Genomic DNA, 25,018 nt, shown 5'->3' with positions numbered 1-25,018 from the left:
AGGAAAATTAAATGATAGCTGGACCGGCGCGAATAGGAGCAAAAACAGGAAACTCTGCCGCGATAAAGTGCGGTTGAATTTTTTCGTGTTTTTGATTGGAATGGGTTTTGTGATTTGTTGGCTGAGGTTGAACCTGCAATGCTTGACGAATTTCACGCACTGCAATCAACATATGTTGTTCAGATGATGTTTGGTAATTTTCGCCACTCATATTTGATGAAGGCGGCGCCTCCAATCCCTGAGCAACAGGTAAAGCAAAAATCGCAATCATGCTTAACAGCAACTGCGACCAGAAATTTGTTTTACCTTTGTTTGATTTCATCATCTTATTGTCTCTGACAAAATTTGTGTGTATTGTATCGGAAATTCAACGTAAAGTCATTATTGGGGTATTTTTGTGGAAAACAAGCATGAGCGTTATCAAAAAGCCATGAATATTATTGATGTGCTGGAAGGATCTCAATTTGCCAAAATCATGCAGAAAGGGTTAATGTTGAATGAACTGAACCAAAACATCAGCCGCCTTTTCCCACAAGAATTCAAAGGGCTCTTTCGGTTAGGTTCCATCACAGATGGGAAACTCTTTGTTGAAGTCAAAAGTGCAGTCGTTCGCCAAGGGATTTTATTTCGCCAAAGCGAATTACTCGCCGCAATTCAACCGACTTATCCCGAAGTAAAAGGCTTTGAGATTAAAATCAATCCCGAACTAACCTACTAAACTAACCTTTAAAGATAGCGATTAATTCTTTTACTTTAACTCGTTTTTCTGAGGATTGACTGATCGAGCGCTGTACTTTAACGCGTTTAAATTTTGCCCCTTTATAAATCTCACGCGTAAATTTCGTATCGTGGTTAGAAATCACAACAGAAATTTGCTTTTCTTTTTGCGCTTTTTTGGCGCATTCTGCTAAATTCTTTTGATGTTCAAGGCCAAAAGCATTCCCTGCATATCCAGTAAAATTAGTATCTTGCGGAAGCGGTGCATAAGGCGGATCACAATAGATCACGCTGTGTTTATCCGCTAATTCAAAGGTCTGTTGAAAATCAGCGCATAAAAAGACCGCACTTTGTGCTTTATGGGCGAAATAGCGCAATTCATCTTCAGGGAAATAATGGGTTTTATAAGCGCCAAAGGGCACATTAAACTCATTTTTACTGTTATAACGGCACAATCCATTAAATCCAAAACGGTTCAAATAAAGGAACAACACGGAGCGATCGAAAGGATCAGTTGATTGATTAAAAGCATCTCGTTGTGCGTAATAATACTCGGCTGTATTCGCATTTTCAGCGAAGAAAATTGGCTTACAAGCCTCAATATAGGCATCCACATTTTCTTTGACGATATTAAACAAGTTAATTAAATCAGGATTAATATCCGCCAAAATATAACGTTCAAAATGGGAATTTAAAAAAACAGCGCCCGCGCCAACAAAGGGTTCAATCAAACACTGTTTTCTTTTTGGGAAGACTCGGTTGAGATCGTCCGTTAAACGAAATTTACCGCCCGCCCATTTTAAAAACGGGCGGTGTTTAATTCGAGGTTTCGTTTTGTTATTTTTTGGACGCAACATGAGAGCAATGACAGTTAGTCATGTTGTGTGCAACGCTCAATCGCGTTTAGCACAAGAGATTTGTCAGTATCAGTTGCCACGTAAGCTTGTCCAAGCGCTTTTAACAACACAAGACGCAACTTGCCCGCCAGTACTTTTTTATCTCGCATCATATGCGGTAAATAATCTTCTGGCTGCATGGTATCAGGCGAGACGGTCGGTAAATTAGCGCGCGCTAAGAGTTTTTCTAAACGTGCAACATCTTCAAAAGAAAGATCGCCTAATTGTTCAGATAATACCGCTGCCATCATACTTCCAGCCGCAACGGCTTCACCGTGTAACCAGTTTCCGTAGCCTAAATGTGTTTCAATTGCATGACCAAAAGTATGACCGAGATTTAATAATGCACGATCACCTTTTTCAGTTTCATCGCGCGCGACAACATCGGCTTTGATTTGGCAGCAACGCGCAATACAATGCTGCAGTGAATGTTGATTTAACGCGACTAATTCATCAATATGTGCTTCAAGCCATTCAAAAAAGGCATAATCTAAAATAGCCCCATATTTAATGACTTCCGCCAGTCCCGCATTCACTTCACGTTTTGGCAAAGTATTGAGTGTAAGGGTATCAATGATCACCGTAGAAGGTTGATAAAACGCCCCAATCATATTTTTGCCTAACTCATGATTAACGGCAGTTTTGCCACCAACAGAAGAATCCACTTGGGCTAATAATGTGGTAGGAATTTGAATAAAACGCACACCACGCTGATAGCTTGCTGCTGCAAAACCTGCCACATCACCAATCACACCACCACCTAATGCAATAATGGTGGTATCTCGCCCATGATTATGCTTTAAAAGTGCGGTAAAAATGAGGTTTAAAGACTCTAACGTTTTATATTTTTCGCCATCAGGCAATAATACCGATTCAACCTGACAACCTATTTTTTCTAACGTTTCTGTAACGGGCTCAAGATAATATTGTGCGACGGTTGGATTAGTCACAATCATCACTTTATTCCCTTTCTTCAGCGGATAGCAGCTTTCATCTTTAAGCAACCCTTCGCCAATATAAATAGGATAACGACGTTCTTTTAATTCAACATTTACGCACAACATTTTAAATCCTTAGAGTGAACCGTTTAAGCCGTTTAGATTATCAATTAAATCAACAATTTGATTAACCATTACTTTGGCATTTTGCTCATCTGTTGGTAAGGTGATATCAGCAATTTCTTCGTATAACGGATTGCGTACTTTGGCTAAATCTTCCAACACTTGGCGTGGATCATCTGTCCCTTGTAATAAAGGACGTTTTTTATCACGTTGCGTACGTTGATATTGTTTATCTACTGAGGTTTCTAAATAAATCACAATACCACGAGCAGAAAGATAATTACGATTCTCTTTTGACATCACTGCTCCCCCACCAGTGGAGAGCACAACGCCTTGTAATTGGGTTAATTCATTGATAATGCGCTCTTCACGCTTACGAAAACCTTCTTCGCCTTCTAAATCAAAAATCCAGCTAATGTCCGCGCCCGCACGTTCCTCAATTACTGCATCTGAATCGACAAAATCCATATTCAGTTGCTGCGCAAGCTGACGGCCAATAGTGCTTTTACCTGCGCCCATCGGTCCTACTAAAAAAATATTACGTTTTTCAGCCATTGTTATTCTTCTAACTTACTTAAATAATGTTCAAATTAATCTTTCCTAATAAAAACTGGCCACCTGAAAAAATGGTAGCCCGAAAGATCACCCAAAAAATAATGAGGATTATCGCAATAAATCCCCCTATGTTTCAACCTTTAGCAGGAATTTATTTTAAAGAGAGGTCAGTTTTTTAGGGATTTTTATGAATGATAAAGTCAAATAGAGCATTGAGATAAAACATCCTAAAATTTAACCGCACTTTACAAACGAAAAAGGCTATTCAAACGAATAGCCTTTTCTTTTATCTGTTAGTTTATAGATAACCAAACAAACTTGTGAAAATGTAACCAAAGATACATGAAGTGATTACACCGATTAAGCCCGGTAAGATAAAGCTGTGGTTAATTACAAACTTACCAATATGGGTTGTACCTGAACGGTCGAATTGGATTGCCGCAAGGTCACTTGGGTAAGTAGGTAAAATGTAGTAACCATAACAAGCTGAAGCAAAGGCTAAGATAACAGCTGGATCAACACCGATACCTAAAGCAAGTGGAACGAATGCAACCAATGCTGCCGCTTGTGAGTTTACGAATTTAGAAATTAATAATAACATCACGGCGTAAGTCCAAGGATGCGCTTTTACCACATCACCTAGTGCAGCTTTCATCATTGGTGTGTGAACGGTAAACATGGTTTCCGCCATCCAAGAAATACCGAATACCGCCACTAACGCAATCATACCTGAACGGAAAATTTCATTTTTACTGATTTTACCTGCATCAGTTTTCGTAAAGATAACAATTAATGCACCCGCTAATAGCATGAAGATTTGAATAACGTGAACCATACTTAAATTCACTTTTTTCTTCGCGGTGTCTTTTAATACGATTGCAGCGTTATCGATAGTTTCAGTTTTATCACCCGCAGTGATCACAACATTGTTATCTTGAGCAGTAATTGTTTGAGCGACTTCACCTTTATCGTTATAAATTGCAACGTTATTGTAGGCTGTTTGTGCTTTCGCTTTGCTGTCTTTAACATCAAGTACTAATGTACCATCTTTTGCTAATGCAACAATTTTACCGTCTTTAACATTGAAAGATTTCACGGCTTTATCGGCAGAAACAATTTCAACCACTTGAGCTGGTGCTGATTTTTCGAAAGCTGGACGTAAATCTTTAAAGTAACCTAATACCGCTACCACTAAAATTGCACCAAAGAAGATCCACATCGCATTCCAGCTAGATTGTGGCAATTTTTTGTCTAATAATGATGTGCTATCACCATAAACATATTTTTTGAATTCTGGATCTTTTAATTTCTCTTGGAATTCTGGGTCTTTATCTAAATCTTTACCACGGAACCAGCTGAAAATACCAATAGCCAATACACCGCAAAGGGTTGAAGGCACGGTAATTTTTAATAAATCTAAATAACCATCAAAACCTGCTAATGGGGTCTTAGCATTCACTAAGAATGTGGTTAAAGTTACTACTGCCACAGAAACAGGTGATGCGATGATACCCATTTGAGAAGCAATTGAACTTGCCGCCATTGGACGTTCAGGACGAATATCATTTTTGATCGCGATATCATAGATGATTGGTAACATGGTATAAACCACGTGTCCTGTACCACATAAAATAGTTAAGAAACAAGTGACGAATGGTGCCAAAATACTGACATATTTCGGGTTACGACGAAGCATTTTCTCCGCAATTTGTAACATGACATCTAAACCACCACTGGCTTGTAATGTTGCCGATGTGACCACCACCGCAAGGATGGTTAACATCACATCGATAGCTGGCTTACCTGGTTCAATACCAAAGCCGAAAACAAGAACAATTAAGCCTACCCCACCGAGCATACCCAGTGCGATACCACCTTTTTTTGCCCCGTAAAACAAACAGATAAGAACAATAACAAGCTGAATAGCAAACTGGCTACCTTCACCTAGGTTCATTAGAAAATCCATAAGATACTCCGAATCATTTTATGGTTAATTAGAAAAAAATTTTGATCGAATACTAGCATCAAAATTAACTCATAATAAGTACTTTTAAGGTAAATCTTGTTTTAAATCAAAAAATAAAGGGACTAAATAATAAAAGCAAATCTGAGAAAGATTAAAAAAGGAAAGTGCGGTCAGAAATTTAAAAGATTTAGATATATTTTATTTAAAGATAAAGAATTTAGAAAAGAAATTTAAAGAAAAAAATTAGGCGACCTAAAAGATCGCCCAACTTAAAAATTACTGATTGTTTTGAACGTAGTCAATCGCAGATTGAACAGTTGTGATTTTTTCAGCTTCTTCATCAGGAATTTCGATATCGAATTCTTCTTCTAAAGCCATTACTAATTCAACTGTATCCAAAGAGTCCGCACCTAAATCTTCAACGAAAGAAGCTTCTGGTTTTACGTCTTCTTCTTTAACACCTAATTGTTCAACGATGATTTTTTTCACGCGTTCTTCAATACTCATTTGTTTTTCCTATTGTTGTTTTAACTCATTTAAGAGCGGTTAGTGTATGCATTTTTGATAAAGTTGCAACTATTTCTTCGGTGGTCGCACCACAAAAAAAACAGGCAATGTAAAAACACATACAGAGAAAAAGTTACATTGCGATTGGGATTTTATCATTAACTAAACTGCTTTGCTATATTTTATAGACAAAATCCCATATATATCTCCCCCAAAGGGTTAGCTCATATATAAGCCACCATTCACATGTAATGTGGTACCAGTAATATAAGCCGCATCGTCAGAAGCTAAAAACGCTACCGCTTTTGCGATATCTTTTGGTTCACCTAAACGGCCTGCCGGTACATTACCAAGAATACCTGCTTTTTGTTCTTCAGTAAGCACTTCAGTCATATCTGTTGCGATAAAGCCGGGTGCTACAACGTTTACGGTAATGCCACGTGATGCCACTTCTTTCGCTAAACCTTTAGAGAAACCAATCAAGCCTGCTTTTGCTGCACAATAGTTAGATTGACCTGGGTTACCCATTGAACCCACCACTGAACCGATAGTAATGATACGACCAAAACGTTTTTTCATCATGGAGCGTAACATTGCTTTAGAAAGATGGAATACAGAAGTTAAGTTAGTTTGCATAATATCGAACCATTCTTCATCTTTCATACGCATTAATAAGTTATCGCGTGTGATACCTGCGTTATTCACAAGAATATCAATATCACCAAATTGCTCTTTAATTTGTTCTAATACGGCATCAATACTTTCTTTGTCTGCCACATTTAATACTAAACCTTTACCTTTATCACCAAGGTAAGCAGAAATGGTATCAGCACCTTTTTCAGAGGTTGCGGTACCAATTACAAATGCACCTTTTGATGCTAATTCTTCTGCAATTGCGCGGCCAATACCACGTGTTGCACCTGTCACTAATGCGATTTTATTTTGCATTTTTAATCCCCTTTTATGCTAATAATGCTTCAACAGCATCTAATGATGCCACATCGTTTACTGATGTTGCTTGTAATTCTGCCACGATACGTTTTGTTAAACCGTTTAATACTTTACCTGGGCCGATTTCAACTAAAACCTCTACACCATCTTGTGCCATTTTCTCAACGGTTTCAGTCCAACGAACTGGGCTATATAATTGGCGAATAAGTGCGGTACGAATTTCTGCACTTTCTGTTTCCGCTTTAACATCTACGTTGTTTAATACTGGTGTTGCTGGCGCATTAAGCGTAATCCCTTCAAGTGTTACAGCTAATTGATCAGCAGCTGGTTTCATTAATGCACAATGTGAAGGAACACTTACCGCTAATGGTAAAGCACGTTTTGCGCCCTCTTCTTTACATAATGCAGCAGCACGTTCAACTGCCTCTTTCGCTCCAGCAATGACTACTTGACCTGGTGAGTTAAAGTTTACTGCAGAAACCACTTCACCTTGCTCTGCTTGTTTACATGCATTGATAATCGCTTCATTGTCTAAACCAATAATCGCATACATTGCACCAGTACCTTCTGGTACTGCTTGTTGCATTAATTTACCGCGCAATTCGACTAATTTAATCGCATCTTTAAAATCAATGACACCTGCACAAACTAATGCTGAATATTCACCTAAACTGTGGCCAGCCATCACGCTTGGTTGTAATTGTGGGTATTTTTCTTGCCATACACGGAAGATCGCAACGGATGCCGCTAATAATGCCGGCTGAGTTTGCCAAGTTTTATTCAATTCTTCTGCCGGACCTTGTTGAACCAAGTTCCATAAATCATAGCCAAGCGCTTCTGATGCTTGTTTAAACGTCTCAGTGACTACCGGATATTCGTTAGCAAGATCAGCTAACATACCAACAGCTTGAGAACCTTGTCCTGGAAAAACCATTGCGAATTTTTTCATGTTTTCTTCCTATTTCTTCATCGTTTAAATGTTGAAAGTGCGGTCAAATTTAACCGCACTTTTAAAATTCTGTCGGGATTCTAACAAAATAATTAGAATCGCACCAATGCTGAACCCCAAGTCCAACCACCGCCAAAAGCTTCGAGTAAAAGCAATTGACCGCGTTGAATTCGGCCATCACGCACCGCCTCATCTAAAGCTGTTGGTACAGTCGCCGCACTGGTATTGGCTGTACGATCAAGCGTTACCACCACTTGCGACATATCCATCTCTAATTTTTTTGCTGTCGCCGTGATAATACGTAAATTTGCTTGATGCGGCACAAGCCAGTCGATATCTGTTTTTTGGAGATTATTAGCAGAAAGGGTTTCTTCCACCACATTAGAAAGCTCGCGCACCGCTAATTTAAAGGTTTCATTACCTTGCATTTCAATATAGCCCGACTTCTCCACGCCACGTTCTGCTTGTGGAAGTTGCAATGCCGCATTGTTATCTGGCGATGCATGTAAATGCGTTGAAATAATGCCTTCTTGCTCTGATGCTTCTAAGATCACAGCACCCGCACCATCACCAAACAACACAACAGTACTACGATCAGTTTCGTCTAATTTACGCGAGTTAAGATCCGCACCAATAACAAGAGCTTTTTTCACGCTGCCTGAACGAATAAATTTATCCGCTACGCCTAAAGCATAAACAAAACCGGTACAAGCCGCTGCTAAATCAAAAGAAATCGCATCTTCAATGCCTAATAAACCTTGAACTTGACAAGCTGAACTTGGATAAGCGTGAGAACCACTGGTTGTCGCAACGATAATCAACTCAATTTCTTGAGGATCAAGATTGGCCATTTCAAGTGCTTTTTTAGCTGCTTCACATCCCATTGTTGCGACAGTTTCATCTGTTGCAGCAATACGACGTTCACGAATGCCAGAACGCGTCACGATCCATTCATCTGAAGTATCAACCATTTTTTCCAAATCCGCATTGGTACGAATATGGCTCGGCAAATAGCTACCGGTGGATAAAATTCTACTATTCATCATATCAAAACTTATTAATTAATAACGTTGTAAACCCGCCAAGATTTTTTGTGGAATTTGCAAACGAGCTTGTAAAGCTGCATCTGCAATTGCACGAGCAAATGCATCCACATTTGCGCCGCCATGACTTTTCACCACAACAGCCGTTAATCCGAGTAAAGATGCCCCATTATATTCATCTGGGTTAATGCGTTTCAAGCGATGATAAGCATCCTTAAAGAAAAAACGCAGAATAAATTTGGCAAATGATTTAAAAATAGGCTGTTTTTCTTTTCCTTTCAGAAGGGATAACAGATTCTTAGCTGCCCCTTCAAGGGTTTTTAATGCAATATTTCCCGAAAACCCATCACTCACGATCACATCAGCCACACCATTTAATAAAAAGTTACCTTCAATAAAGCCGGTATAATTAAGAGCGGTCGATTTTTCTAATAAATTCGCGGCTTCACGAATGGATTGATGTCCTTTAATTTCTTCCACTCCAATATTGAGTAAGGCAATACGTGGATAAACTAAGTTCAATCGGTTTTCGGCAAAGATCGAGCCCATGACGGCAAATTCATAAAGATTTTGAGCAGAGCATTCTACGTTTGCGCCTAAATCTAACATCACGGTTTTATCACCCGTCATCGACGGTAATAAGGATACCAACGCTGGGCGTTGAATTCCTTCTAAAGGCTGTAAGAGTACCTTTGACAATCCCATCAATGCGCCCGTATTTCCTGCGCTCACACAACCTTGTGCCTCTCCTTTCTGAACCATTTCAATCGCTAAACGCATCGACGTGCCTTTGCTATGACGCAATGCATGAGAAATACCTTGATTGTTATCAATAGTCTTAGTGCAATGATGAATTTGAATACGTTCTAAAAGAGAAGAAGGTGCATTTTCCAGTAAAGGGGAAATTTGTTGGCTATTGCCAAACAGCACTAAAGAGAGCATTGGATCTGCTTCCAACGCTGAAAGAGATGCGGGGATAGTAATACGGGGACCAATGTCCCCGCCCATCACATCTAACGCTAAGGTTAGACGGTTCAAGTGAATACCTTATAAGTAAAATTACTTATTGATCACTTTGCGACCACGGTAGTAACCGTCAGCAGTTACGTGGTGGCGTAAGTGAGTTTCACCGCTTGCTTTATCCACTGATACTGCAGCAGTAGTTAATGCATCGTGTGAACGACGCATATCACGACGTGAACGAGATTTTTTGTTTTGTTGAACAGCCATTGGCTATACTCCTAAATTTAATTTACTTTTGCTTTAAATTAGCTAATACAGCGAACGGGTTCGGTTTTTTTGCCAATTCTTCAGGCAATTCGCCAAAAACCTGTTCGTGCGCGGACACTTCACAGTGTTCAGATGAATGCATTGGAACAAGCGGTAGAGCTAAAATAAGTTCGTCTTCCACTGCACCAAGTAAATCTATTTCACCAAACTCATTAAATTCGATTGGCTCATAAATTTCCGGCAAGTCATCAGCCTGATCCCAATTAGCCACCGGACTATACATAAAATGACATTCCAATGTTTGTTTGAATGGTTCGCCACAACGTTGACAGTCTAATTCGACATCAACTTGTACTTGCCCTTTCATCACCACTAATTTTTGTGGATCAATATAAAACGATAATGTTACCTGTGCATCGCTGAGCACTTTCCCCGTAGATTCAGCTAAACGCACTAACTGACTAGCGGTATAATAACCATCATAATCAATTCTTTGTTGAGCGTCTTTAACCGGATCAACGGTTAGGGGTAGTTTTACCTTTTGCATAGGGTGCGAATATTACCTGTTGTCAATAAAATAGTCAAAGGAAATTCGCACTAATTATGAGAAAAGTTCAATCTCTATCTAAACTCTCTCAAGATTTACACCTTTGCAAAGTGCGGTCATTTTTTCCTGCGTTTTACTCGGCATGCTCACTCAAGAAGCCACCACTTTGATGCTTCCAAAGACGAGCATAAAGTCCATTTTGTTCGAGTAATTCTGCATGAGTCCCTTGCTCGACAATTTGTCCTTTATCTAACACGATTAAACGATCCATTGCCGCAATAGTGGATAAACGGTGAGCAATGGCAATAACCGTTTTATTTTCCATCATTTTGTCGAGGCTTTCTTGGATCGCCACTTCCACTTCTGAATCTAACGCACTGGTCGCTTCATCCAACAGTAAAATTGGCGCATCTTTTAACATGACACGCGCAATAGCAATACGTTGGCGTTGTCCACCCGACAGTTTCACCCCACGTTCACCAACATGAGCATCATAGCCTTTTCTACCTTGCGCATCGCTGAGATAAGGGATGAAATCTGCCGCTTCGGCACGTTTAGCCGCATTGATCATTTCTTCATCCGTCGCAGTTGGGCGACCATAAATAATGTTATCGCGAACAGAACGGTGTAAAAGCGAGGTATCTTGCGTCACTAAACCAATTTGGCTACGAAGGCTTTCTTGGCTTACATCTAAAACATTTTGATCATCAATGGTAATTGAACCTTCTTGCGCTTCGTAGAAACGTAAAAGTAAATTCACAATGGTTGATTTGCCCGCACCAGAACGACCAATTAGACCCACTTTTTCACCCGGTTTGATAGTGAGATTAAAATGGTTAAGTAACGGTTTATTTGGATCATAGGCAAACGAGATATCGTTAAATTTGATTTCGCCTTGTTTTACTTCTAACGCAACACAATTTGGCTTATCAACAATGGTGTGTGGTTTGGTTAGCGTTGCCATACCATCATTCACCGTCCCGATGTTTTCAAATAAGCGAGCAGATTCCCACATAATCCAACGAGAAAGTCCGTTCACACGTAATGCCATCGCGGTTGCAGTCGCCACTGCTCCCACTCCTACTTGACCGTTTTGCCATAACACCACACCTAAAATTGCAGTGCTTAACGTTAAGAAGATATTGGTTGCGTAAGTTAAGGTATCCAATGAACTTGCCAAACGCATTTGTGCATGCACGGTGACCATAAATTCTTCCATGGAACGTTTTGCATAATTGGCTTCTCTCGCATCATGTGAAAATAGTTTTACCGTTGCAATATTTGAGTAAGCATCCGTAATACGACCCGTCATTAGAGAGCGCGCATCGGCTTGTCGTTGTGCTGTTTTCGCTAAGCGTGGAATAAGCAAACGTAAAATAGTCACAAAGGCCACAATCCATAAGAAAAACGGCACTAAAAACCAGGTATCTAAAGCCGCAAGCACCAAACCTGACGTAATAAAATATACGGCAACATACACCAACATATCCGCAATGGTCATCACGGTATCACGCACCGCAAGGGCGGTTTGCATCACTTTCGCCGATACCCGACCTGCAAATTCATCCTGGTAGAAGCTTAAGCTTTGTCCCAGCATCAAACGGTGGAAATTCCAACGCAAGCGCATTGGAAACACCCCTTGTAGCGTTTGTAAGCGCACATTCACGCCCACGAATGACCAAATAATACTGAAAATGAGCAAGGCAGCCATACCCGCAAGCAGATGCCCTTTTTCTTGCCAAAGCGTGCTTGGTGTATAAGCGCCTAGCCAGTCCACCAACAATCCCATAAATTGGAAAAGTAAGGCTTCCATCACCCCAGTACCGACCGTCAATACCGCGAGTAAAAAGATCCAGCCTTTCATACCATCAATGCTTGACCAAATAAAACGGAACAAGCCTTTTTCAGGCGTCGTTGGATTGCTTTCCGGATAAGGATTTAAACGGTTTTCAAACCATGAAAATATTTTATTAAACATAACAATACCTTAAAAATACAAGGCGACAGAGCCGCCTAAAGTGCGGTCATTATAACGCAAGTTTTAAACGATGGGCTAAGTTTTGCGAAATTGGCTTGGTGAAAGCCCATAAATTGCTTTAAACGCCTTACTAAAATGTGCTTCTGATTGATACCCCACTTCAAGAGCGATCGCTAAAATGGTCTTTTGCGTATTTTTCAATAAAACAGCCGCCATTTCTAACCGCACTTGTGTGAGAAATTTTCCTGGGGGCATCCCTAATTGCTGTTGAAAGATCCGCATAAAGGTCGCACGAGACATGGAAGCCAACTCTGCTAATTGCTCAATATTCCAATCTAATTGAGGTGAGAACAGGAGCTTTTCAAGGACTTGATTCAGTCTTTTATCCTGCAACGCGGCTAATAAGCCTTGATTGAGCAAACCTATTTGCTGTGCATGACGCAAAATATAAATAAACAACACATTTGATAATGCATCAATCACAGATTTTGTGCCTTGCTCCGGTTTCTCGGCTTCTTGCAAAAAAAGTGAAACCAAGGGCTGCACAGGCGTATTTTGTAGCGAAAGATGCAAATAATCTGGTAATGAATCAATTAATAATGACGGTTTTTGATAATAAAACGTCCCACAAAACATCTTCAGATCGGGCGTACCGGCACCTATTTGATGGACATTAAAAAGTGCATTTGATTGCGCTCTCTGTAGGCTATTCTCTCTTTTTTGTTGAGAACTGCCCAAAAAGTGCGGTCGATTTTGAGGGAGAAAAAAGAGATCGCCTTTTTTTAAATGAAATTGTTTTCCCGCCAAGGTTACCCAACAGTCACCTTGCTCGATTAAATGAAATAAACCTTGATATTCCGCCGCATCTGGCTGATGTTCAACTTGCCAATCTCCTTGAAACAAGCAGCGAATATTAATTTCCCCTCGCACCTGTGCCAGCTGTGTTAATTTATCTAAATAATCCATTGTGAGATTTTCCGTCTAAAAGTTAAGACAATTTGACAAGTATCATACGCTAATCTGCTTATAATTCCTCTCGAAATTTGTACTAAATTTAAGGAGAAAAACAATGTTTGCAGATTGGAAAAATGATGTAGCACACGTTAAAAAATCATTCGGTGCATTAGGTAAAAAATACCCTAAAATGTTACAAGCTTACGGCGCATTAGGTGCGGCAGCGGCAGAAGGTAACGTATTAGATGCCAAAACCCGTGAATTAATTGCATTAGCGGTTGCCGTAACAACCCGTTGTGAAAGCTGCATTGGCGTACATGCTGATGAAGCGGTGAAAGCAGGTGCAACTGAAGAAGAAGTAGCAGCAGCATTAGCAATGTCTATCGCATTAAATGCCGGCGCAGCTTATACCTATTCTCTTCGTGCATTAGAAGCTTACAACGCACAAAAAGGCGAATAATTCGCAAGGAACTTTATGATTCTTTTAGCCCTCATTTGAGGGCTTTTTTTATCTCTAAAATTGACCGCACTTTAAAATAAATTCAATGCTCTCATCTGAGCCACTACTTGATCTACCTGAATTTCAGCCATTAAATTTTTGCCTTTTAATTTTGTCGCCCAAGGCAATTCACTTGAAGGTTTTCCTTGTTCTTTTTGCACATTTTCTTCATATACTGACACCACATTATCCAAATTATGATAAGGCGCGGTGCGCAATGGATTGTGATAGGCATACAATCCAATGACAGGTGTTCCTTGCGTGGTAGCGATATGAGCTGGACCAGAATCAGGCGAGATGACTAAATTTGCTTGATGAATTAATGCAGCAAGTTGTTTCAAACTGGTTTTTCCAGATGCATCAACCGGTTCAAAATCACAAAGTGCGATAATTTTTTTCACCATTTCTAATTCGCGTTTTGCTGGCGAGCTACAAAAAATCACATTCACATGATGTTGATGAGCAATATTTGCCACTTCCGCATAACGCTCTACCAACCAATCTTTCTCGGCTTTACTAGAACAAGGGGAAATAATCAGATTTTTACGTGTAGGATCAATGAACTGTTTGGCATATTCTCGATCTGAATCAGAAATTGCCAATTGCCAAGAAAGCATTTCTGCTGGTGGTACACCAAGATAATCTGCAAAAGCCATGAAGCCGTCTAGCACATGAGGCGTTTTCGGATCTTGAACTCGACGATTCACAAACAACCACTGTCCTTCTCGAGAACGTTTTTTGCCAAACCCAATTTTATATTTCGCTTGAATACCAAGAGAAATAATCGAAGCACGAAATGCTGTCTGCATATTCAAAAGCGCATCAAATTGATTGTTTTTCAAAAACATCCATAAATTCCACACGCCTTTCCAACCGCTCTTTTTATCGTAAGGGACAAGCTCCACGCCTTCAATACCAGAAAGCAAGCCCATTTCTGTTTTACCCACAATCCACGTTAATTTCGTTTGCGGCCAATGACGTTGAATATGCTGCACTACAGCAAGTGCATGACAAACATCGCCCACCGCAGACAAACGCAAAATACAAAGTGATTTAGGGGGAGAGGTAAAAAGTGGAGAATGGGACATTTGAGTTCCTCGCGCATTTAATTTCCGTCTATTTTAAAGTAGAATGAGGGCATTTTCTATTATTCGGTTCAACTAAAATGCTTGAATTCCAACAAGATAATCAATTCTTTCTTTTTAATCTCACGGAAAAACCAACTGAACCCGCTTCATTTTTTGAATCGGCTTTTTGGGAAAAACAACAATGTATTACCGGTTCTGCCAAAGGACGCGGCACAACCTACTTCCTCAATACAAAAGATCTGTTTGGTGTAAACACTGCCCTTCGTCATTATTATCGCGGTGGTTTATGGGGAAAATTCAACAAAGATCGCTATCGTTTTCAATCATTTAGTGAAACTCGCAGCGTGGCGGAATTTCAGCTGTTAAATCAACTCCATCAAGCAGGTGTAGCCGTACCCAAACCGATTGCTGCACGTGTTAAAAAAGGCAAACTAGGAATTTGCTACCAAGCGGATATCTTGAGTGAAAAGATCGAAAATGCCCAGGATCTGACCGCACTTTTACAAACACAGCAACTGCCGAATGACATCTGGCAAGCCATTGGTAAATTAATTCGTCAGCTGCATGATTTACAAATTTGCCATACGGATCTCAATGCCCATAATATTCTCGTTCAACAACTCGGAAATGAACAAAAATGTTGGCTCATTGATTTCGATAAGTGCAGTCAAAAATCAGGCGATTTTTGGAAACAAAGCAACCTAGAAAGATTACACCGCTCTTTTGTCAAAGAAGTCGGCAGAATGAATATTCAATTCAATGAAGAAAACTGGGCTGAGTTATTGAAAGGTTATAACACCCCAAACGCCTAAGAAAGGACAATAAAAAAGACCGCCTAATGCGATCTCAATAGATGGTCCCCCTTGCCGGACTTGAACCAGCGACCAAGCGATTATGAGTCGCCTGCTCTAACCGACTGAGCTAAAGGGGGAAAGTGCGGGTGATTATAGAGAAATAATCCGTTGAAGTCTATATACAAAAGGATGGTCGTTTGAAAATTGACCATCCTTTTTAGATCTATTATTGCAATACCGAAATATCCGCCACTTGTAAGAACAGGCCTTGTAACGTGTTTAAAATCGCTAAGCGGTTTTGGCGTAATGCTGGATCTTCAGCATTTACCATTACGTTATCAAAGAAACTGTCTACCGGTGCACGTAAGTTCGCTAATTTATCTAATACTGTGGTGTAATCGCCTTGTGCTATAAGCGGTTGTACTTCAGTGCGTAATGCAAGTACGGCTTCAGCAAGGGCTTTTTCTGCTGGCTCTACACAAGCGGTCAAATTGATCTCGCCAATTGCAGCATCCGCTTTCGCTAAGATATTGCTTACACGTTTGTTTGCTGCTGCTAACGCTTCCGCTGAATCTAAAGTACGGAAGTGTGAAACCGCACGCACGCGCGCATCAAAATCAGCAGGACGAGTTGGACGACGTGCCAATACTGCTTGAATCACATCCACCGCAATACCTTCATCTTGATACCATGCACGGAAACGACCGAGCATGAAGTCCACCACATCAGTAACCACGTTTTGATTCGTGAGTTTATCACCGAAAAGTGCGGTGGATTTTTTCACTAAATCTTCTAAATCTAGTGGTAAATTTTTCTCTACGATAATACGTAATGCACCTAATGCTGCACGACGTAATGCAAATGGGTCTGCGCTGCCTTTTGGTGCTTGGCCGATACCGAAGATACCCGTTAGGGTGTCAAATTTATCCGCTAAAGCAACCGCACTTGCAACGAGTGATTTTGGTAATTCATCCCCTGCAAAACGTGGCATATATTGTTCGTTTAATGCCACTGCGACTTCTTCATCTTCACCGTCATGACGAGCATAATGCATCCCCATTACACCTTGCGTATCGGTGAATTCAAATACCATGTTAGTCATTAAGTCACATTTTGATAGCAAACCTGCACGTTTTGCTTTCGCTTCATCTGCACCGATTTGTTTTGCAATTTCACCTGCTAGTTGCTCAATGCGGTCAGTTTTGTCTTTCAATGTACCGAGTTGCTGTTGGAACAACACGGTTTCTAAACGCGGTAAACGATCGACCAGTTTTTGTTTTAAGTCGGTTTTAAAGAAAAATTCCGCATCGGTTAAACGCGGGCGAACCACTTTTTCGTTTCCTTCGATAATCGCTGTTGGATCTTCAGGGTTGATGTTCGACACAAAAATAAAGTGCGGTAATAATTTGCCGTCTTTGTCATAAATCGGGAAATATTTTTGGTCGCCTTTCATGGTGTAAACCAAAGCTTCCGCAGGCACGGCTAGGAAACGTTCTTCAAATTTTGCCGCTAATACATTTGGATATTCCACCAACGAAGTCACTTCTTCAAGTAGGCTTTCTTCAATGTCAGCCACACCACCAAGTGCGGTCGCTTTTGCTTGAGATTTTGCCAAAATTTCTGCTTTACGTTCGTTGAAATCTGCGACTACAGAACCTTTTTCACGCAATAATTGTGGATATTGGTCTGCATGTTGAATTTCAAATTCTTTCTCGCCTAAGAAACGGTGACCACGGATGGTGCGAGCACTTGCCACACCTAAAATTTCGCCTTCGATTAACTCATCACCTAACAACATAGTCACAGTGTGTACCGGACGAATAAATTGCACGGTTTTGTCTGCCCAACGCATTGGTTTTGGAATTGGCAATTTTGCCAACGCATTTGCAACGATGCTGTTAAGCAAGTTTTTGGTCGGTTGACCTTCAATTTTTGCACGGTGAACTAACCATTCGCCTTTATCAGTCGCAATGCGCTCTGCTTGTTCAACGGTAATACCACAACCACGCGCCCAGCCTTCTGCCGCTTTGGTTGGTTTACCTTCCGCATCAAACGCAGCTGATACTGCAGGTCCGCGTTTTTCAATTTCTTTGCTCGGTTGTTGTGTGGCTAAGTTCAACACTTTCACCGCCAAACGACGCGGCGCTGCAAACCATTCGATTTTGTCGAAGGTTAAACCTGCTTGGTTCAATTCCGCCTCAACGTTATCAGCAAAAGAGGTCGCTAATGTTTTGAGAGCTTTTGGTGGCAGCTCTTCAGTGCCGATTTCTACTAGGAAGTTTTGGGTTGTCATTTTGGAGTCTCTATGTAAACATAATTTATATCATTATAAATATTAAGGCTTTAAACCAAATACTAATGCAAATGGTACCCAAACTGGCATTGTTAAAATAAATAACAATTGACCGTTACCAGTTTCAAAAAAAGGTCTTTTGTCAGTTACTACTATTGGTAGTGGGGTATCTAATTTATATTCATCAGTTAAATTATTTAAACCATAAAAAGTCTCAGCATCAGCCAAGAATGTTACTTTTATATATTGTTTTTCATAAGCTTCAGCTTGATATACTTTTTTTAATTTGATTAAGTCATCATCACTTAATAGATTTTTATCAATAAAAAGTGAGTATATAAGCTCATTAGAACTTTGCGTTAGTATTTGCAGGTTTAAAGCTTGTTTAGATACTTTATAATGGTAACTATCATAAAATTCTTTAAATTGTTGTATTGTTTTCTTATCTTTGCTCTTTAAATGATACAGTTTTTCATTTATCTGAACATGAATAGAATTATCAAAAAAACGTATATGTGTTATTTGTTTTTGAACAACGGAATTACTATTCGTACAACCTATTATTAACAATACGCAAATAAAAATTATTGAATATGGTTTCTTAATCATCTTTTATATTTCTCTGTTTTCACTTCTGCCAAATCTCCCCTACCCCTCTTTGCTAAAGAGGGGATTGGATCTTTGCAGAGTTAAATATCTATGTTCTACTTTAATGTTTTTGAAAGCAGATAATTTAATCTCTATTGAAATTAAAATGTAAATGAGTCAGTTACTATCAATTTACTCAAGAAATCCCCCTCTTTAGCAAAGAGGGGTAGGGGAGATTTGACAGAGGTTAATCCAACCTCATACTCAATCAGCCCTTACATTCTCTAAAAACAAATAAATCTGCTCAACTACCGCTTCAATTTCACGCATTACTTCATCATTGCTAAATCGCATCACCGTAAAACCAAGTGAATTTAATTCTGCATCTCGCAATGCGTCTTTTTCCTGATAATCAGGTTCATAGTGCTGACTACCGTCCAATTCGATAATCAGCTTTGCTTTCGCACAATAAAAATCAACGATATAACTTAAAAGTGGCTTTTGTCGATTAAATCGAAATCCTAATAATTGATCTCGATTGATGCGTTGCCATAATTTTCTTTCCGCATCCGTTTGACCCCCTCGCAATTTCTGAGAATTCTCTTTTAAGTATTTTTCATAGGGTTGCATGAACGCTATTTCTTACCGTTCTTAATACTCTCACTCAACACCTGTTGAAAACGCTCGTAATCACAAAAGCCATTTTCATCTTTCTTACAGCCTTTGAGGGTTAATGCTGTTTGGTTTGGAGGTGTCGCTAAACTTAGTGGCGTGATGTTAATCAGTTGTTCAGTGGTTTGATACACATAATCCAACTTAAATTTGAGCTTGCCACTTGGTTTATGCTTCCACACTTCAAATAGCAACTTGCCACCGATTGGGATATTTTCCAATGAATCATTCAATTCATAAGGCTCAACACCCAATGCCGCAAGCAGAGCGACGATATTAGAATCGTGTCCAACCAATAAGTTAATTTTGTTTTCACTATTTAGCTGTTGCTGAATAAATGCTAACAACTGATATGAGGCATTTTGTGCCAGCGCTTCGTTGTTTTTAAATAACGTGCGGTAATATTCGTTTTTAATTTCGTTAATTGCACGCCATTTTTCTTGGCTATCCACGCGGCCGTTGGCGATTTCTGAATCAGGCTTACCCACATAATGCGCGAGCAATAATGCACTGACAATTTTCTTTCCTGTGCTGATAGAACCAGTAATTTTGACCGACTTGCCGTCTTTAATACTGTATTCACCGACTTTTCCACCTAAATCACATTCGCCTTTTTGCAAGCAGTTTGGTGAGTTTTTATAATCGATGATTTCACTCAATAGCGCATAATTTGGCGCTAATTTTTGCTGTAAAGCGGTTAAATCAACGTTATTTTTTGCAGATTCAATCAAGGCTTGACTTGGATTATGCGCCTGTGTGTTAAAAATTGGATCTTTTTCTGAACCAATTTTACCGTGATGTTGCAGTTGAACATTACAACCTGCAAATGCACCAGAAACAATCGCCTGACCTGTTGCAACTGTGCGTTGTACTGCATTCGCATAAGCGAAAATACCTTCACCTGATTCACAACGTTCAGTTGTTAATAACCCTTTATCCGTGAGCCATTGCCCTAAATATTGGCCGAAATAGGTTTCTAATACAGTCCCTTTTGCCGTGAGATAACCTGATGGCACATCCCATTTCGCCCACTCATACGGGGAATATTTTGCCATTTCTTGTGGATCTTTTTCCACTGGCGAGCGTAATCCATGACGGCTGAAAATTAAGACTTTCTCAAGCTCATAATCTGAATTCTGTGTATTTTGGTGATTTTCTGTTGCCAACACGCTAGTTGCTAAAGCAGAACCAAGCAAAAGTGCGGTGAATTTTAGGGTTATTTTTTTCATATTCGAGATTTAATCATTTAATGTTGAAATTGAGCTATAAAAATTCAAGGCATATTTGGTGCCGTAAACTAACACCATAAATACTGCAACAATATTGACTACCGCAAAAAAGATTAGTTGTTTACTGTTGCTCTCCACCCAGAGCATTTTAAATAATGCGAGCGTACCAATATTTTCATCAAGTTCGCTCTCTCCGCCTAGTGTTCTTAAGGTTTTCAGCATCTTGCGTACAAAAGCGACGGTATTTATTGCCATGACGCTGAGTGCAATAAATCCTGAAGCCAAACTTAAAAACAGCACGAGCACATTACTCCACGCCCAATGTGTCCAATTCAGCTCAGAATACATAAATAATGCGAGTGATAAAAACAACACAGCGGGTGTTAAATTTCGCAAAAACATTAAATAGTCATCACCAATTCTAAATAAAAATTGCAAAAAACTGACTTTCTTCATTACTTTAAAAAATCTCTTTTAATTTGGATTCATCTAAAATAACACGGTCATCATCTAACAATAATGCCGGAAAGCCCGCATAGCCTTGTGCTTTTGCATCATCAAATGCGGCATGACGATCACGCAAACGCAACCATTGTTTCAAGTTTGGAATGGAAGATAATACTTCCACTGCCTCATAATCCACGCCCAAGCGTTTTAACTCTGCCACAAATGGCGCAGTATCAGGGCAATCTGCTGCATAATAAAGGATAGGTTTCATTATTCACCTCCTTGTTCTGCTGCCGCAGTTGGATTTAATTTCGGGTCAGCAATTTTCGTTAAACGGTTACGATCGCGATGTTCAAATGGTGCATCATAATTTGGAATAATCATGGTTGTGGTTTGATCATATGACCAAGTGCCATCATTATGGAATTTCACCGTCATTTCAAAACTTTCCGTGGTAAATGAACGCTCCAAGAACGGATTCGAAATGATGCCGTTTGTGAGTGAACCACGTACCGCTTTTACCGTAAACTCTTTCGCATCAGCCGGTGCATTACCGACCGCAATAAACGTTTGGCCACGTGGAATGCTGCCCGTTAATAAAATATTGCCTGTTTCAGGCTCCCATAACCAATAACCCACTTGGTCGTGGAAGGTTTCTACTTCACCTGGTTGTATAATATGGGCGTGGTAGCGCAATCCATAGTACAGTTGCGGACCATTGGTTTGCGCATCTGTTGGATGAGCTTCATAATGTTCGATATAAGGATCTTTTTCTGGCCCTTCTGCTTTCGGGTTGATATCCACACCACGCTTACCTTCCCAAACACCCGCTAATCTAGCCAATGGGCCTAAATTCGCGAGCGTATTAGGATCAGTTTCTGCTTCAGTATAAATATCATCTGGGTATTGAAAATCTTTCATCATTTTCTCCTTATATTGTTGGGTTGATGCTTAAAGTGCGGTTGTTTTTTCTCCTTATTTTTTACAACCAGGGAAACCTAAGGCTTCACGGCTAGCATAGTATGCTTCCGCCACACCTTTAGTTAATGCACGAATACGTAAAATATAGCGTTGACGCTCTGTAACCGAAATCGCTTTACGTGCATCTAACAAGTTGAAGCTGTGTGCTGCTTTTAAAATGCGTTCGTAAGCCGGTAATGGTAACGGACGTTCTAATTCTAATAAGCTTTTCGCTTCTTTTTCGTATTGATCAAAGCAGTAGAATAAGAAATCGGTATCCGCGTATTCAAAGTTGTAAGTTGATTGCTCGACTTCATTTTGATGGAATACATCACCGTAAGTGGTTTTACCAAGCGGGCCATCAGACCAAACTAAGTCATACACCGAATCCACGCCTTGAATGTACATAGCTAAACGCTCTAAACCGTAAGTTACTTCACCTGTTACCGGTTTACATTCTAAGCCACCTACTTGTTGGAAATAGGTAAATTGGGTGACTTCCATACCGTTTAACCATACTTCCCAACCTAAACCCCATGCACCTAAAGTTGGGTTTTCCCAGTTATCTTCCACGAAACGGATATCGTTTTGTGTTGGATCAAAACCGAGCATTTCAAGGGAACCTAAATAGAGTTCTTGAATGTTATCTGGAGACGGTTTAATCACCACTTGGAATTGGTAGTAATGTTGTAAACGGTTTGGGTTTTCGCCATAACGACCATCGGTCGGACGACGTGAAGGTTGCACATAAGCAAATGCCATCGGCTCTGGACCTAATGCGCGTAATGCAGTCATGGGGTGAGAAGTACCTGCGCCCACTTCCATATCAAAAGGTTGCACAACGGTACAGCCTTGATTTGCCCAATATTCTTGCAAGGCTAAAATCATACCTTGGAATGTTTTTACGTTGAATTTTGTACTCATAATTTATTTAATAACAATGTGATGAAAAATACAGGCATTATACTTGAAACTATAGGGCGGATAAAGGCGAAAAAGTGCAGTCAGAAAAATCCTTAAATTTTTTATTTCTCTTAAATTTCATTCATTTTCATGATGAGTTATTTTCATCATAATAGGTTTGCTTGCCAAGCCTCAAATGTGTAAACTGCTGGCGCTTTTATACAGACCTTTATCCTAGGGATTTTAAAATGAAAAAAAATGTGATTACTTCAGCGATTTTATTAGCGATTCCAGCATTAGCTGCGGCTGAAGACGTGGCAAAATTAGATGTGATTAACGTCTATTCTGCATCAGCCACCCCAACTAGCCTTCATCAAACAGCCTCATCTGTTACCGTTTTAACTGAAAAAGATTTTGCACAGCGTGGTGCAACTTATGTCAGTGATGTGTTGAAAACTGTGCCAAGTTTAGCCGTGAGCAAGTCGGGTGGTCGTGGCACATTAACCAATGTGTTTTTACGCGGTGCGGATGCAAACCACACTGCAGTGATTATTGATGGCGTGAAAGTGAACCCAGTTTCTGGTTATGGCTTTGATTTCGGTGGCTTAGCATTAAGCAATATTGACCGCATCGAAGTATTGCGCGGGGAGCAATCAGCTCTTTGGGGAAGTGATGCGATGGGTGGTGTGATTTATATCACCACGAAGAAAGGCTTAGAAAAAGGTAAAACCTTCAACGTCGATTACGATTTTGGCACAGGCTCTAATCGTACGGTAGATGGTTCATTAACCCTTTCAGGCTCAAATAACGGTTTCTATTATGCTTTACACGGCGACAGCCACCATACCAAAGGTATTTCAGCACTCAGCAAAAACCGATTTAACTATACCGCGCAAGATGGCACAGCGGTAAGTACCGGTGGTTCAAGCGAACGCGATAAATTCCACCGTGATAATGCTTCTCTTCGTTTCGGCTATGACGATAACCAAAAAGGTTTTGATTTCTTAACCTCTCACAGTAGCCAAACTGCTAACTTTGATAACAGTGCAACGGATGAAAAAGGCCACTACACTCGCACACGTGATACCTTATTCAAATTAAGCGGTTTCTTAGGTAATGATGATCAATTGCTTAAACATAAGGTTGGTGTAAGCCATCTCAAAACTGACAGCGATACCATTGGCTACACATCGGCTTACGATGCGAAAAAACTCAATGCGAACTATCAATTAGATGTCAATTTCGATCGTGAAGGCACACTCACACAAGGTTTAAGCTTCTTAACTGACTATCAAAAAACAGATTTCAACTCGTCTTATTTCAATAATGCAGGTAATAAGAAACTTGTTGAGAAAAGCTTAGCGGCTGAATATCGCTTATTGCACGATGCAGATCATAGTTTGAATATTAGTGGTCGTTACACTGATAGCTCTGAATATGAAAACTCATGGACTGGCCGTATCGCAGGCGCTTACCGTTTACACAATAACGTGAAAGCACACGCAAGTTTCGGTTCAGCGATTCAAAACCCGACGATCACTGAATATTACGGTTACAATGCGCGCTACATCGGCAACCCGAATTTACAACCTGAGAAAAGTTTAGGGGGCGATGTAGGCTTCTTATTTGAAACGGATGATAACCGTCATAGCCTTGATGTGACCTATTTCGCTCGTAATGTGAAAAATGCCATTAGCAGCGAAGTAATCAACTTCACCACTTATGCAAGCCGTGCCGTAAACCTTGAAGGTAAGAGCAAAGTGAAAGGTGTTGAAGTGGCTTATAACGGTAAAATCACCGATGCATTAACAGCTTATGCGAACTATACCTACACACAAACCCGAGATAGCAAAGGTGCTGAATTAGCACGTCGTCCAAAACATTTAGCGAATGCGGGCTTAGCATACCAAATCACTGAAAAGTTAGGTGCTGATGTGAATGTGTCTTATACCGGCAAACGCATGGATACCTACTATTCACCAACCTACAGCACGCATAAAGTAAAATTGCCATCTTACACCTTGGCAAACTTAGGCGTAAATTATAAAGTGACGGATAGCTTGACGATTTATGCAAACCTTAACAACGTATTCAATAAAAAATACGAAAACGTACTGGGCTACGGCCAAGAAGGACGTAATGTTTACGTTGGGTTAAAAGGATCGTTCTAATTCTTCCTTACCTATAAGGG

The 25,018-nt window shown here is 40.1% G+C and carries 27 protein-coding genes and 1 tRNA gene; 4 read left to right on the top strand and 24 right to left on the bottom strand.

From position 1 onward, the window contains the following. Positions 1-7 precede the first annotated feature (7 nt). On the bottom strand, positions 8-325 hold the full coding sequence (gene secM / locus HMPREF2732_RS00945) for a secA translation cis-regulator SecM (RefSeq protein WP_005698080.1): 318 nt from the start codon (positions 323-325) through the stop codon (positions 8-10). Between the two features lie 72 nt (positions 326-397). Between secM and HMPREF2732_RS00940 the strand changes: the two genes are divergently transcribed. Then, the gene (locus HMPREF2732_RS00940; RefSeq protein WP_070590223.1) at positions 398-718 is read left to right on the top strand and encodes a DciA family protein; all 321 of its coding nucleotides are present in this window, start codon (positions 398-400) and stop codon (positions 716-718) included. 1 nt (position 719) lies between these two features. Here HMPREF2732_RS00940 and HMPREF2732_RS00935 read toward each other — a convergent pair whose 3' ends face one another. From HMPREF2732_RS00935 to HMPREF2732_RS00875, 13 genes are all read right to left on the bottom strand, one after another. After that, entirely contained in the window at positions 720-1,574 is an 855-nt protein-coding gene (locus HMPREF2732_RS00935) for a Dam family site-specific DNA-(adenine-N6)-methyltransferase (RefSeq protein ID WP_070590219.1), read from the bottom strand. Positions 1,575-1,588: 14 nt separating this feature from the next. After that, positions 1,589-2,677: a 3-dehydroquinate synthase gene (gene aroB, locus HMPREF2732_RS00930; RefSeq protein WP_070590214.1), complete on the bottom strand. Its 1,089-nt coding sequence runs from the start codon at positions 2,675-2,677 to the stop codon at positions 1,589-1,591. A 9-nt stretch (positions 2,678-2,686) separates the two neighbouring features. Then, positions 2,687-3,229 (bottom strand): shikimate kinase AroK, encoded by a 543-nt coding sequence (gene aroK, locus HMPREF2732_RS00925; RefSeq protein WP_049379871.1) that lies wholly within the window; start codon positions 3,227-3,229, stop codon positions 2,687-2,689. Positions 3,230-3,527: 298 nt separating this feature from the next. Beyond that, complete coding sequence (locus tag HMPREF2732_RS00920; RefSeq protein ID WP_070590210.1) at positions 3,528-5,195, bottom strand: anaerobic C4-dicarboxylate transporter; 1,668 nt, start codon at positions 5,193-5,195, stop codon at positions 3,528-3,530. A 276-nt stretch (positions 5,196-5,471) separates the two neighbouring features. Further along, on the bottom strand, positions 5,472-5,702 hold the full coding sequence (acpP, locus tag HMPREF2732_RS00915; protein ID WP_005544465.1) for an acyl carrier protein: 231 nt from the start codon (positions 5,700-5,702) through the stop codon (positions 5,472-5,474). A gap of 219 nt (positions 5,703-5,921) precedes the next feature. Beyond that, positions 5,922-6,650 carry a 3-oxoacyl-ACP reductase FabG gene (gene fabG / locus HMPREF2732_RS00910; protein ID WP_005695317.1) on the bottom strand — a complete coding sequence of 243 codons (729 nt, stop codon included), beginning with the start codon at positions 6,648-6,650 and terminating at the stop codon, positions 5,922-5,924. Between the two features lie 13 nt (positions 6,651-6,663). After that, complete coding sequence (fabD, locus tag HMPREF2732_RS00905) at positions 6,664-7,602, bottom strand: ACP S-malonyltransferase (protein ID WP_049383911.1); 939 nt, start codon at positions 7,600-7,602, stop codon at positions 6,664-6,666. Between the two features lie 92 nt (positions 7,603-7,694). Then, positions 7,695-8,645 carry a beta-ketoacyl-ACP synthase III gene (locus HMPREF2732_RS00900; protein WP_070590666.1) on the bottom strand — a complete coding sequence of 317 codons (951 nt, stop codon included), beginning with the start codon at positions 8,643-8,645 and terminating at the stop codon, positions 7,695-7,697. Between the two features lie 18 nt (positions 8,646-8,663). Beyond that, on the bottom strand, positions 8,664-9,683 hold the full coding sequence (plsX, locus tag HMPREF2732_RS00895) for a phosphate acyltransferase PlsX (protein ID WP_070590205.1): 1,020 nt from the start codon (positions 9,681-9,683) through the stop codon (positions 8,664-8,666). A gap of 21 nt (positions 9,684-9,704) precedes the next feature. Beyond that, a complete protein-coding gene (gene rpmF, locus HMPREF2732_RS00890; RefSeq protein WP_005544470.1) occupies positions 9,705-9,875 on the bottom strand; it encodes a 50S ribosomal protein L32 in 171 nt (56 codons plus the stop codon). 22 nt (positions 9,876-9,897) lie between these two features. After that, the gene (gene yceD / locus HMPREF2732_RS00885) at positions 9,898-10,422 is read right to left on the bottom strand and encodes a 23S rRNA accumulation protein YceD (protein ID WP_049357999.1); all 525 of its coding nucleotides are present in this window, start codon (positions 10,420-10,422) and stop codon (positions 9,898-9,900) included. 133 nt (positions 10,423-10,555) lie between these two features. After that, positions 10,556-12,400, bottom strand: coding sequence for an ABC transporter ATP-binding protein (locus HMPREF2732_RS00880; protein ID WP_070590201.1), 1,845 nt, complete (start codon positions 12,398-12,400; stop codon positions 10,556-10,558). Between the two features lie 75 nt (positions 12,401-12,475). Next, positions 12,476-13,366, bottom strand: a complete 891-nt coding sequence (locus tag HMPREF2732_RS00875; RefSeq protein WP_070590198.1) for a cupin domain-containing protein — start codon at positions 13,364-13,366, stop codon at positions 12,476-12,478. Positions 13,367-13,469: 103 nt separating this feature from the next. Here HMPREF2732_RS00875 and HMPREF2732_RS00870 point away from each other — a divergent pair, with 103 nt between their 5' ends. Then, on the top strand, positions 13,470-13,814 hold the full coding sequence (locus HMPREF2732_RS00870) for a carboxymuconolactone decarboxylase family protein (RefSeq protein WP_005698020.1): 345 nt from the start codon (positions 13,470-13,472) through the stop codon (positions 13,812-13,814). A gap of 71 nt (positions 13,815-13,885) precedes the next feature. Here the strand turns inward: HMPREF2732_RS00870 and HMPREF2732_RS00865 are convergent, their stop codons facing one another. Then, positions 13,886-14,941: a glycosyltransferase family 9 protein gene (locus HMPREF2732_RS00865; protein ID WP_049383914.1), complete on the bottom strand. Its 1,056-nt coding sequence runs from the start codon at positions 14,939-14,941 to the stop codon at positions 13,886-13,888. Between the two features lie 77 nt (positions 14,942-15,018). Between HMPREF2732_RS00865 and HMPREF2732_RS00860 the strand changes: the two genes are divergently transcribed. Beyond that, entirely contained in the window at positions 15,019-15,753 is a 735-nt protein-coding gene (locus HMPREF2732_RS00860) for a 3-deoxy-D-manno-octulosonic acid kinase (protein WP_049383915.1), read from the top strand. A gap of 42 nt (positions 15,754-15,795) precedes the next feature. Here the strand turns inward: HMPREF2732_RS00860 and HMPREF2732_RS00855 are convergent. From HMPREF2732_RS00855 to glyQ, 9 genes are all read right to left on the bottom strand, one after another. Further along, positions 15,796-15,872 (bottom strand) — tRNA-Ile (locus HMPREF2732_RS00855). Positions 15,873-15,961: 89 nt separating this feature from the next. After that, positions 15,962-18,028 (bottom strand): glycine--tRNA ligase subunit beta, encoded by a 2,067-nt coding sequence (gene glyS, locus HMPREF2732_RS00850; RefSeq protein ID WP_070590194.1) that lies wholly within the window; start codon positions 18,026-18,028, stop codon positions 15,962-15,964. 42 nt (positions 18,029-18,070) lie between these two features. Beyond that, entirely contained in the window at positions 18,071-18,637 is a 567-nt protein-coding gene (locus tag HMPREF2732_RS00845; protein WP_070590191.1) for a hypothetical protein, read from the bottom strand. Positions 18,638-18,880: 243 nt separating this feature from the next. Next, entirely contained in the window at positions 18,881-19,246 is a 366-nt protein-coding gene (locus HMPREF2732_RS00840; protein WP_070590188.1) for an endonuclease domain-containing protein, read from the bottom strand. Positions 19,247-19,251: 5 nt separating this feature from the next. Next, complete coding sequence (locus HMPREF2732_RS00835) at positions 19,252-20,517, bottom strand: histidine-type phosphatase (protein ID WP_070590184.1); 1,266 nt, start codon at positions 20,515-20,517, stop codon at positions 19,252-19,254. A gap of 9 nt (positions 20,518-20,526) precedes the next feature. Beyond that, on the bottom strand, positions 20,527-20,973 hold the full coding sequence (locus HMPREF2732_RS00830; RefSeq protein WP_049384805.1) for a hypothetical protein: 447 nt from the start codon (positions 20,971-20,973) through the stop codon (positions 20,527-20,529). 4 nt (positions 20,974-20,977) lie between these two features. Beyond that, positions 20,978-21,235, bottom strand: a complete 258-nt coding sequence (locus HMPREF2732_RS00825; RefSeq protein WP_049380690.1) for a hypothetical protein — start codon at positions 21,233-21,235, stop codon at positions 20,978-20,980. Next, a complete protein-coding gene (locus HMPREF2732_RS00820) occupies positions 21,235-21,885 on the bottom strand; it encodes an FABP family protein (protein ID WP_049384806.1) in 651 nt (216 codons plus the stop codon). The genes HMPREF2732_RS00825 and HMPREF2732_RS00820 overlap by 1 nt, the downstream gene beginning before the upstream one ends. Positions 21,886-21,939: 54 nt before the next feature. Further along, positions 21,940-22,848, bottom strand: coding sequence for a glycine--tRNA ligase subunit alpha (gene glyQ, locus HMPREF2732_RS00815; protein WP_005695296.1), 909 nt, complete (start codon positions 22,846-22,848; stop codon positions 21,940-21,942). Positions 22,849-23,075: 227 nt separating this feature from the next. Here glyQ and HMPREF2732_RS00810 point away from each other — a divergent pair, with 227 nt between their 5' ends. Continuing rightward, positions 23,076-24,998, top strand: coding sequence for a TonB-dependent receptor plug domain-containing protein (locus HMPREF2732_RS00810; protein WP_070590181.1), 1,923 nt, complete (start codon positions 23,076-23,078; stop codon positions 24,996-24,998). The last annotated feature ends 20 nt before the right edge of the window (positions 24,999-25,018 follow it).

This window comes from Haemophilus sp. HMSC061E01, assembly GCF_001810345.1.
GTDB lineage: Bacteria > Pseudomonadota > Gammaproteobacteria > Enterobacterales > Pasteurellaceae > Haemophilus_D.
This window is presented reverse-complemented; position numbering and strand designations above follow the sequence as displayed.

Bases quoted from the DNA above. Each gene is read 5' to 3' on its own strand.
- secM (WP_005698080.1), bottom strand. From the start codon at position 325: ATGATGAAATCAAACAAAGGTAAAACAAATTTCTGGTCGCAGTTGCTG.
- HMPREF2732_RS00935 (WP_070590219.1), bottom strand. From the start codon at position 1,574: ATGTTGCGTCCAAAAAATAACAAAACGAAACCTCGAATTAAACACCGC.
- aroB (WP_070590214.1), bottom strand. From the start codon at position 2,677: ATGTTGTGCGTAAATGTTGAATTAAAAGAACGTCGTTATCCTATTTAT.
- aroK (WP_049379871.1), bottom strand. From the start codon at position 3,229: ATGGCTGAAAAACGTAATATTTTTTTAGTAGGACCGATGGGCGCAGGT.
- HMPREF2732_RS00920 (WP_070590210.1), bottom strand. From the start codon at position 5,195: ATGGATTTTCTAATGAACCTAGGTGAAGGTAGCCAGTTTGCTATTCAG.
- acpP (WP_005544465.1), bottom strand. From the start codon at position 5,702: ATGAGTATTGAAGAACGCGTGAAAAAAATCATCGTTGAACAATTAGGT.
- fabG (WP_005695317.1), bottom strand. From the start codon at position 6,650: ATGCAAAATAAAATCGCATTAGTGACAGGTGCAACACGTGGTATTGGC.
- fabD (WP_049383911.1), bottom strand. From the start codon at position 7,602: ATGAAAAAATTCGCAATGGTTTTTCCAGGACAAGGTTCTCAAGCTGTT.
- HMPREF2732_RS00900 (WP_070590666.1), bottom strand. From the start codon at position 8,645: ATGAATAGTAGAATTTTATCCACCGGTAGCTATTTGCCGAGCCATATT.
- rpmF (WP_005544470.1), bottom strand. From the start codon at position 9,875: ATGGCTGTTCAACAAAACAAAAAATCTCGTTCACGTCGTGATATGCGT.
- yceD (WP_049357999.1), bottom strand. From the start codon at position 10,422: ATGCAAAAGGTAAAACTACCCCTAACCGTTGATCCGGTTAAAGACGCT.
- HMPREF2732_RS00880 (WP_070590201.1), bottom strand. From the start codon at position 12,400: ATGTTTAATAAAATATTTTCATGGTTTGAAAACCGTTTAAATCCTTAT.
- HMPREF2732_RS00875 (WP_070590198.1), bottom strand. From the start codon at position 13,366: ATGGATTATTTAGATAAATTAACACAGCTGGCACAGGTGCGAGGGGAA.
- HMPREF2732_RS00870 (WP_005698020.1), top strand. From the start codon at position 13,470: ATGTTTGCAGATTGGAAAAATGATGTAGCACACGTTAAAAAATCATTC.
- HMPREF2732_RS00865 (WP_049383914.1), bottom strand. From the start codon at position 14,941: ATGTCCCATTCTCCACTTTTTACCTCTCCCCCTAAATCACTTTGTATT.
- HMPREF2732_RS00860 (WP_049383915.1), top strand. From the start codon at position 15,019: ATGCTTGAATTCCAACAAGATAATCAATTCTTTCTTTTTAATCTCACG.
- glyS (WP_070590194.1), bottom strand. From the start codon at position 18,028: ATGACAACCCAAAACTTCCTAGTAGAAATCGGCACTGAAGAGCTGCCA.
- HMPREF2732_RS00845 (WP_070590191.1), bottom strand. From the start codon at position 18,637: ATGATTAAGAAACCATATTCAATAATTTTTATTTGCGTATTGTTAATA.
- HMPREF2732_RS00840 (WP_070590188.1), bottom strand. From the start codon at position 19,246: ATGCAACCCTATGAAAAATACTTAAAAGAGAATTCTCAGAAATTGCGA.
- HMPREF2732_RS00835 (WP_070590184.1), bottom strand. From the start codon at position 20,517: ATGAAAAAAATAACCCTAAAATTCACCGCACTTTTGCTTGGTTCTGCT.
- HMPREF2732_RS00830 (WP_049384805.1), bottom strand. From the start codon at position 20,973: ATGAAGAAAGTCAGTTTTTTGCAATTTTTATTTAGAATTGGTGATGAC.
- HMPREF2732_RS00825 (WP_049380690.1), bottom strand. From the start codon at position 21,235: ATGAAACCTATCCTTTATTATGCAGCAGATTGCCCTGATACTGCGCCA.
- HMPREF2732_RS00820 (WP_049384806.1), bottom strand. From the start codon at position 21,885: ATGAAAGATTTTCAATACCCAGATGATATTTATACTGAAGCAGAAACT.
- glyQ (WP_005695296.1), bottom strand. From the start codon at position 22,848: ATGAGTACAAAATTCAACGTAAAAACATTCCAAGGTATGATTTTAGCC.
- HMPREF2732_RS00810 (WP_070590181.1), top strand. From the start codon at position 23,076: ATGAAAAAAAATGTGATTACTTCAGCGATTTTATTAGCGATTCCAGCA.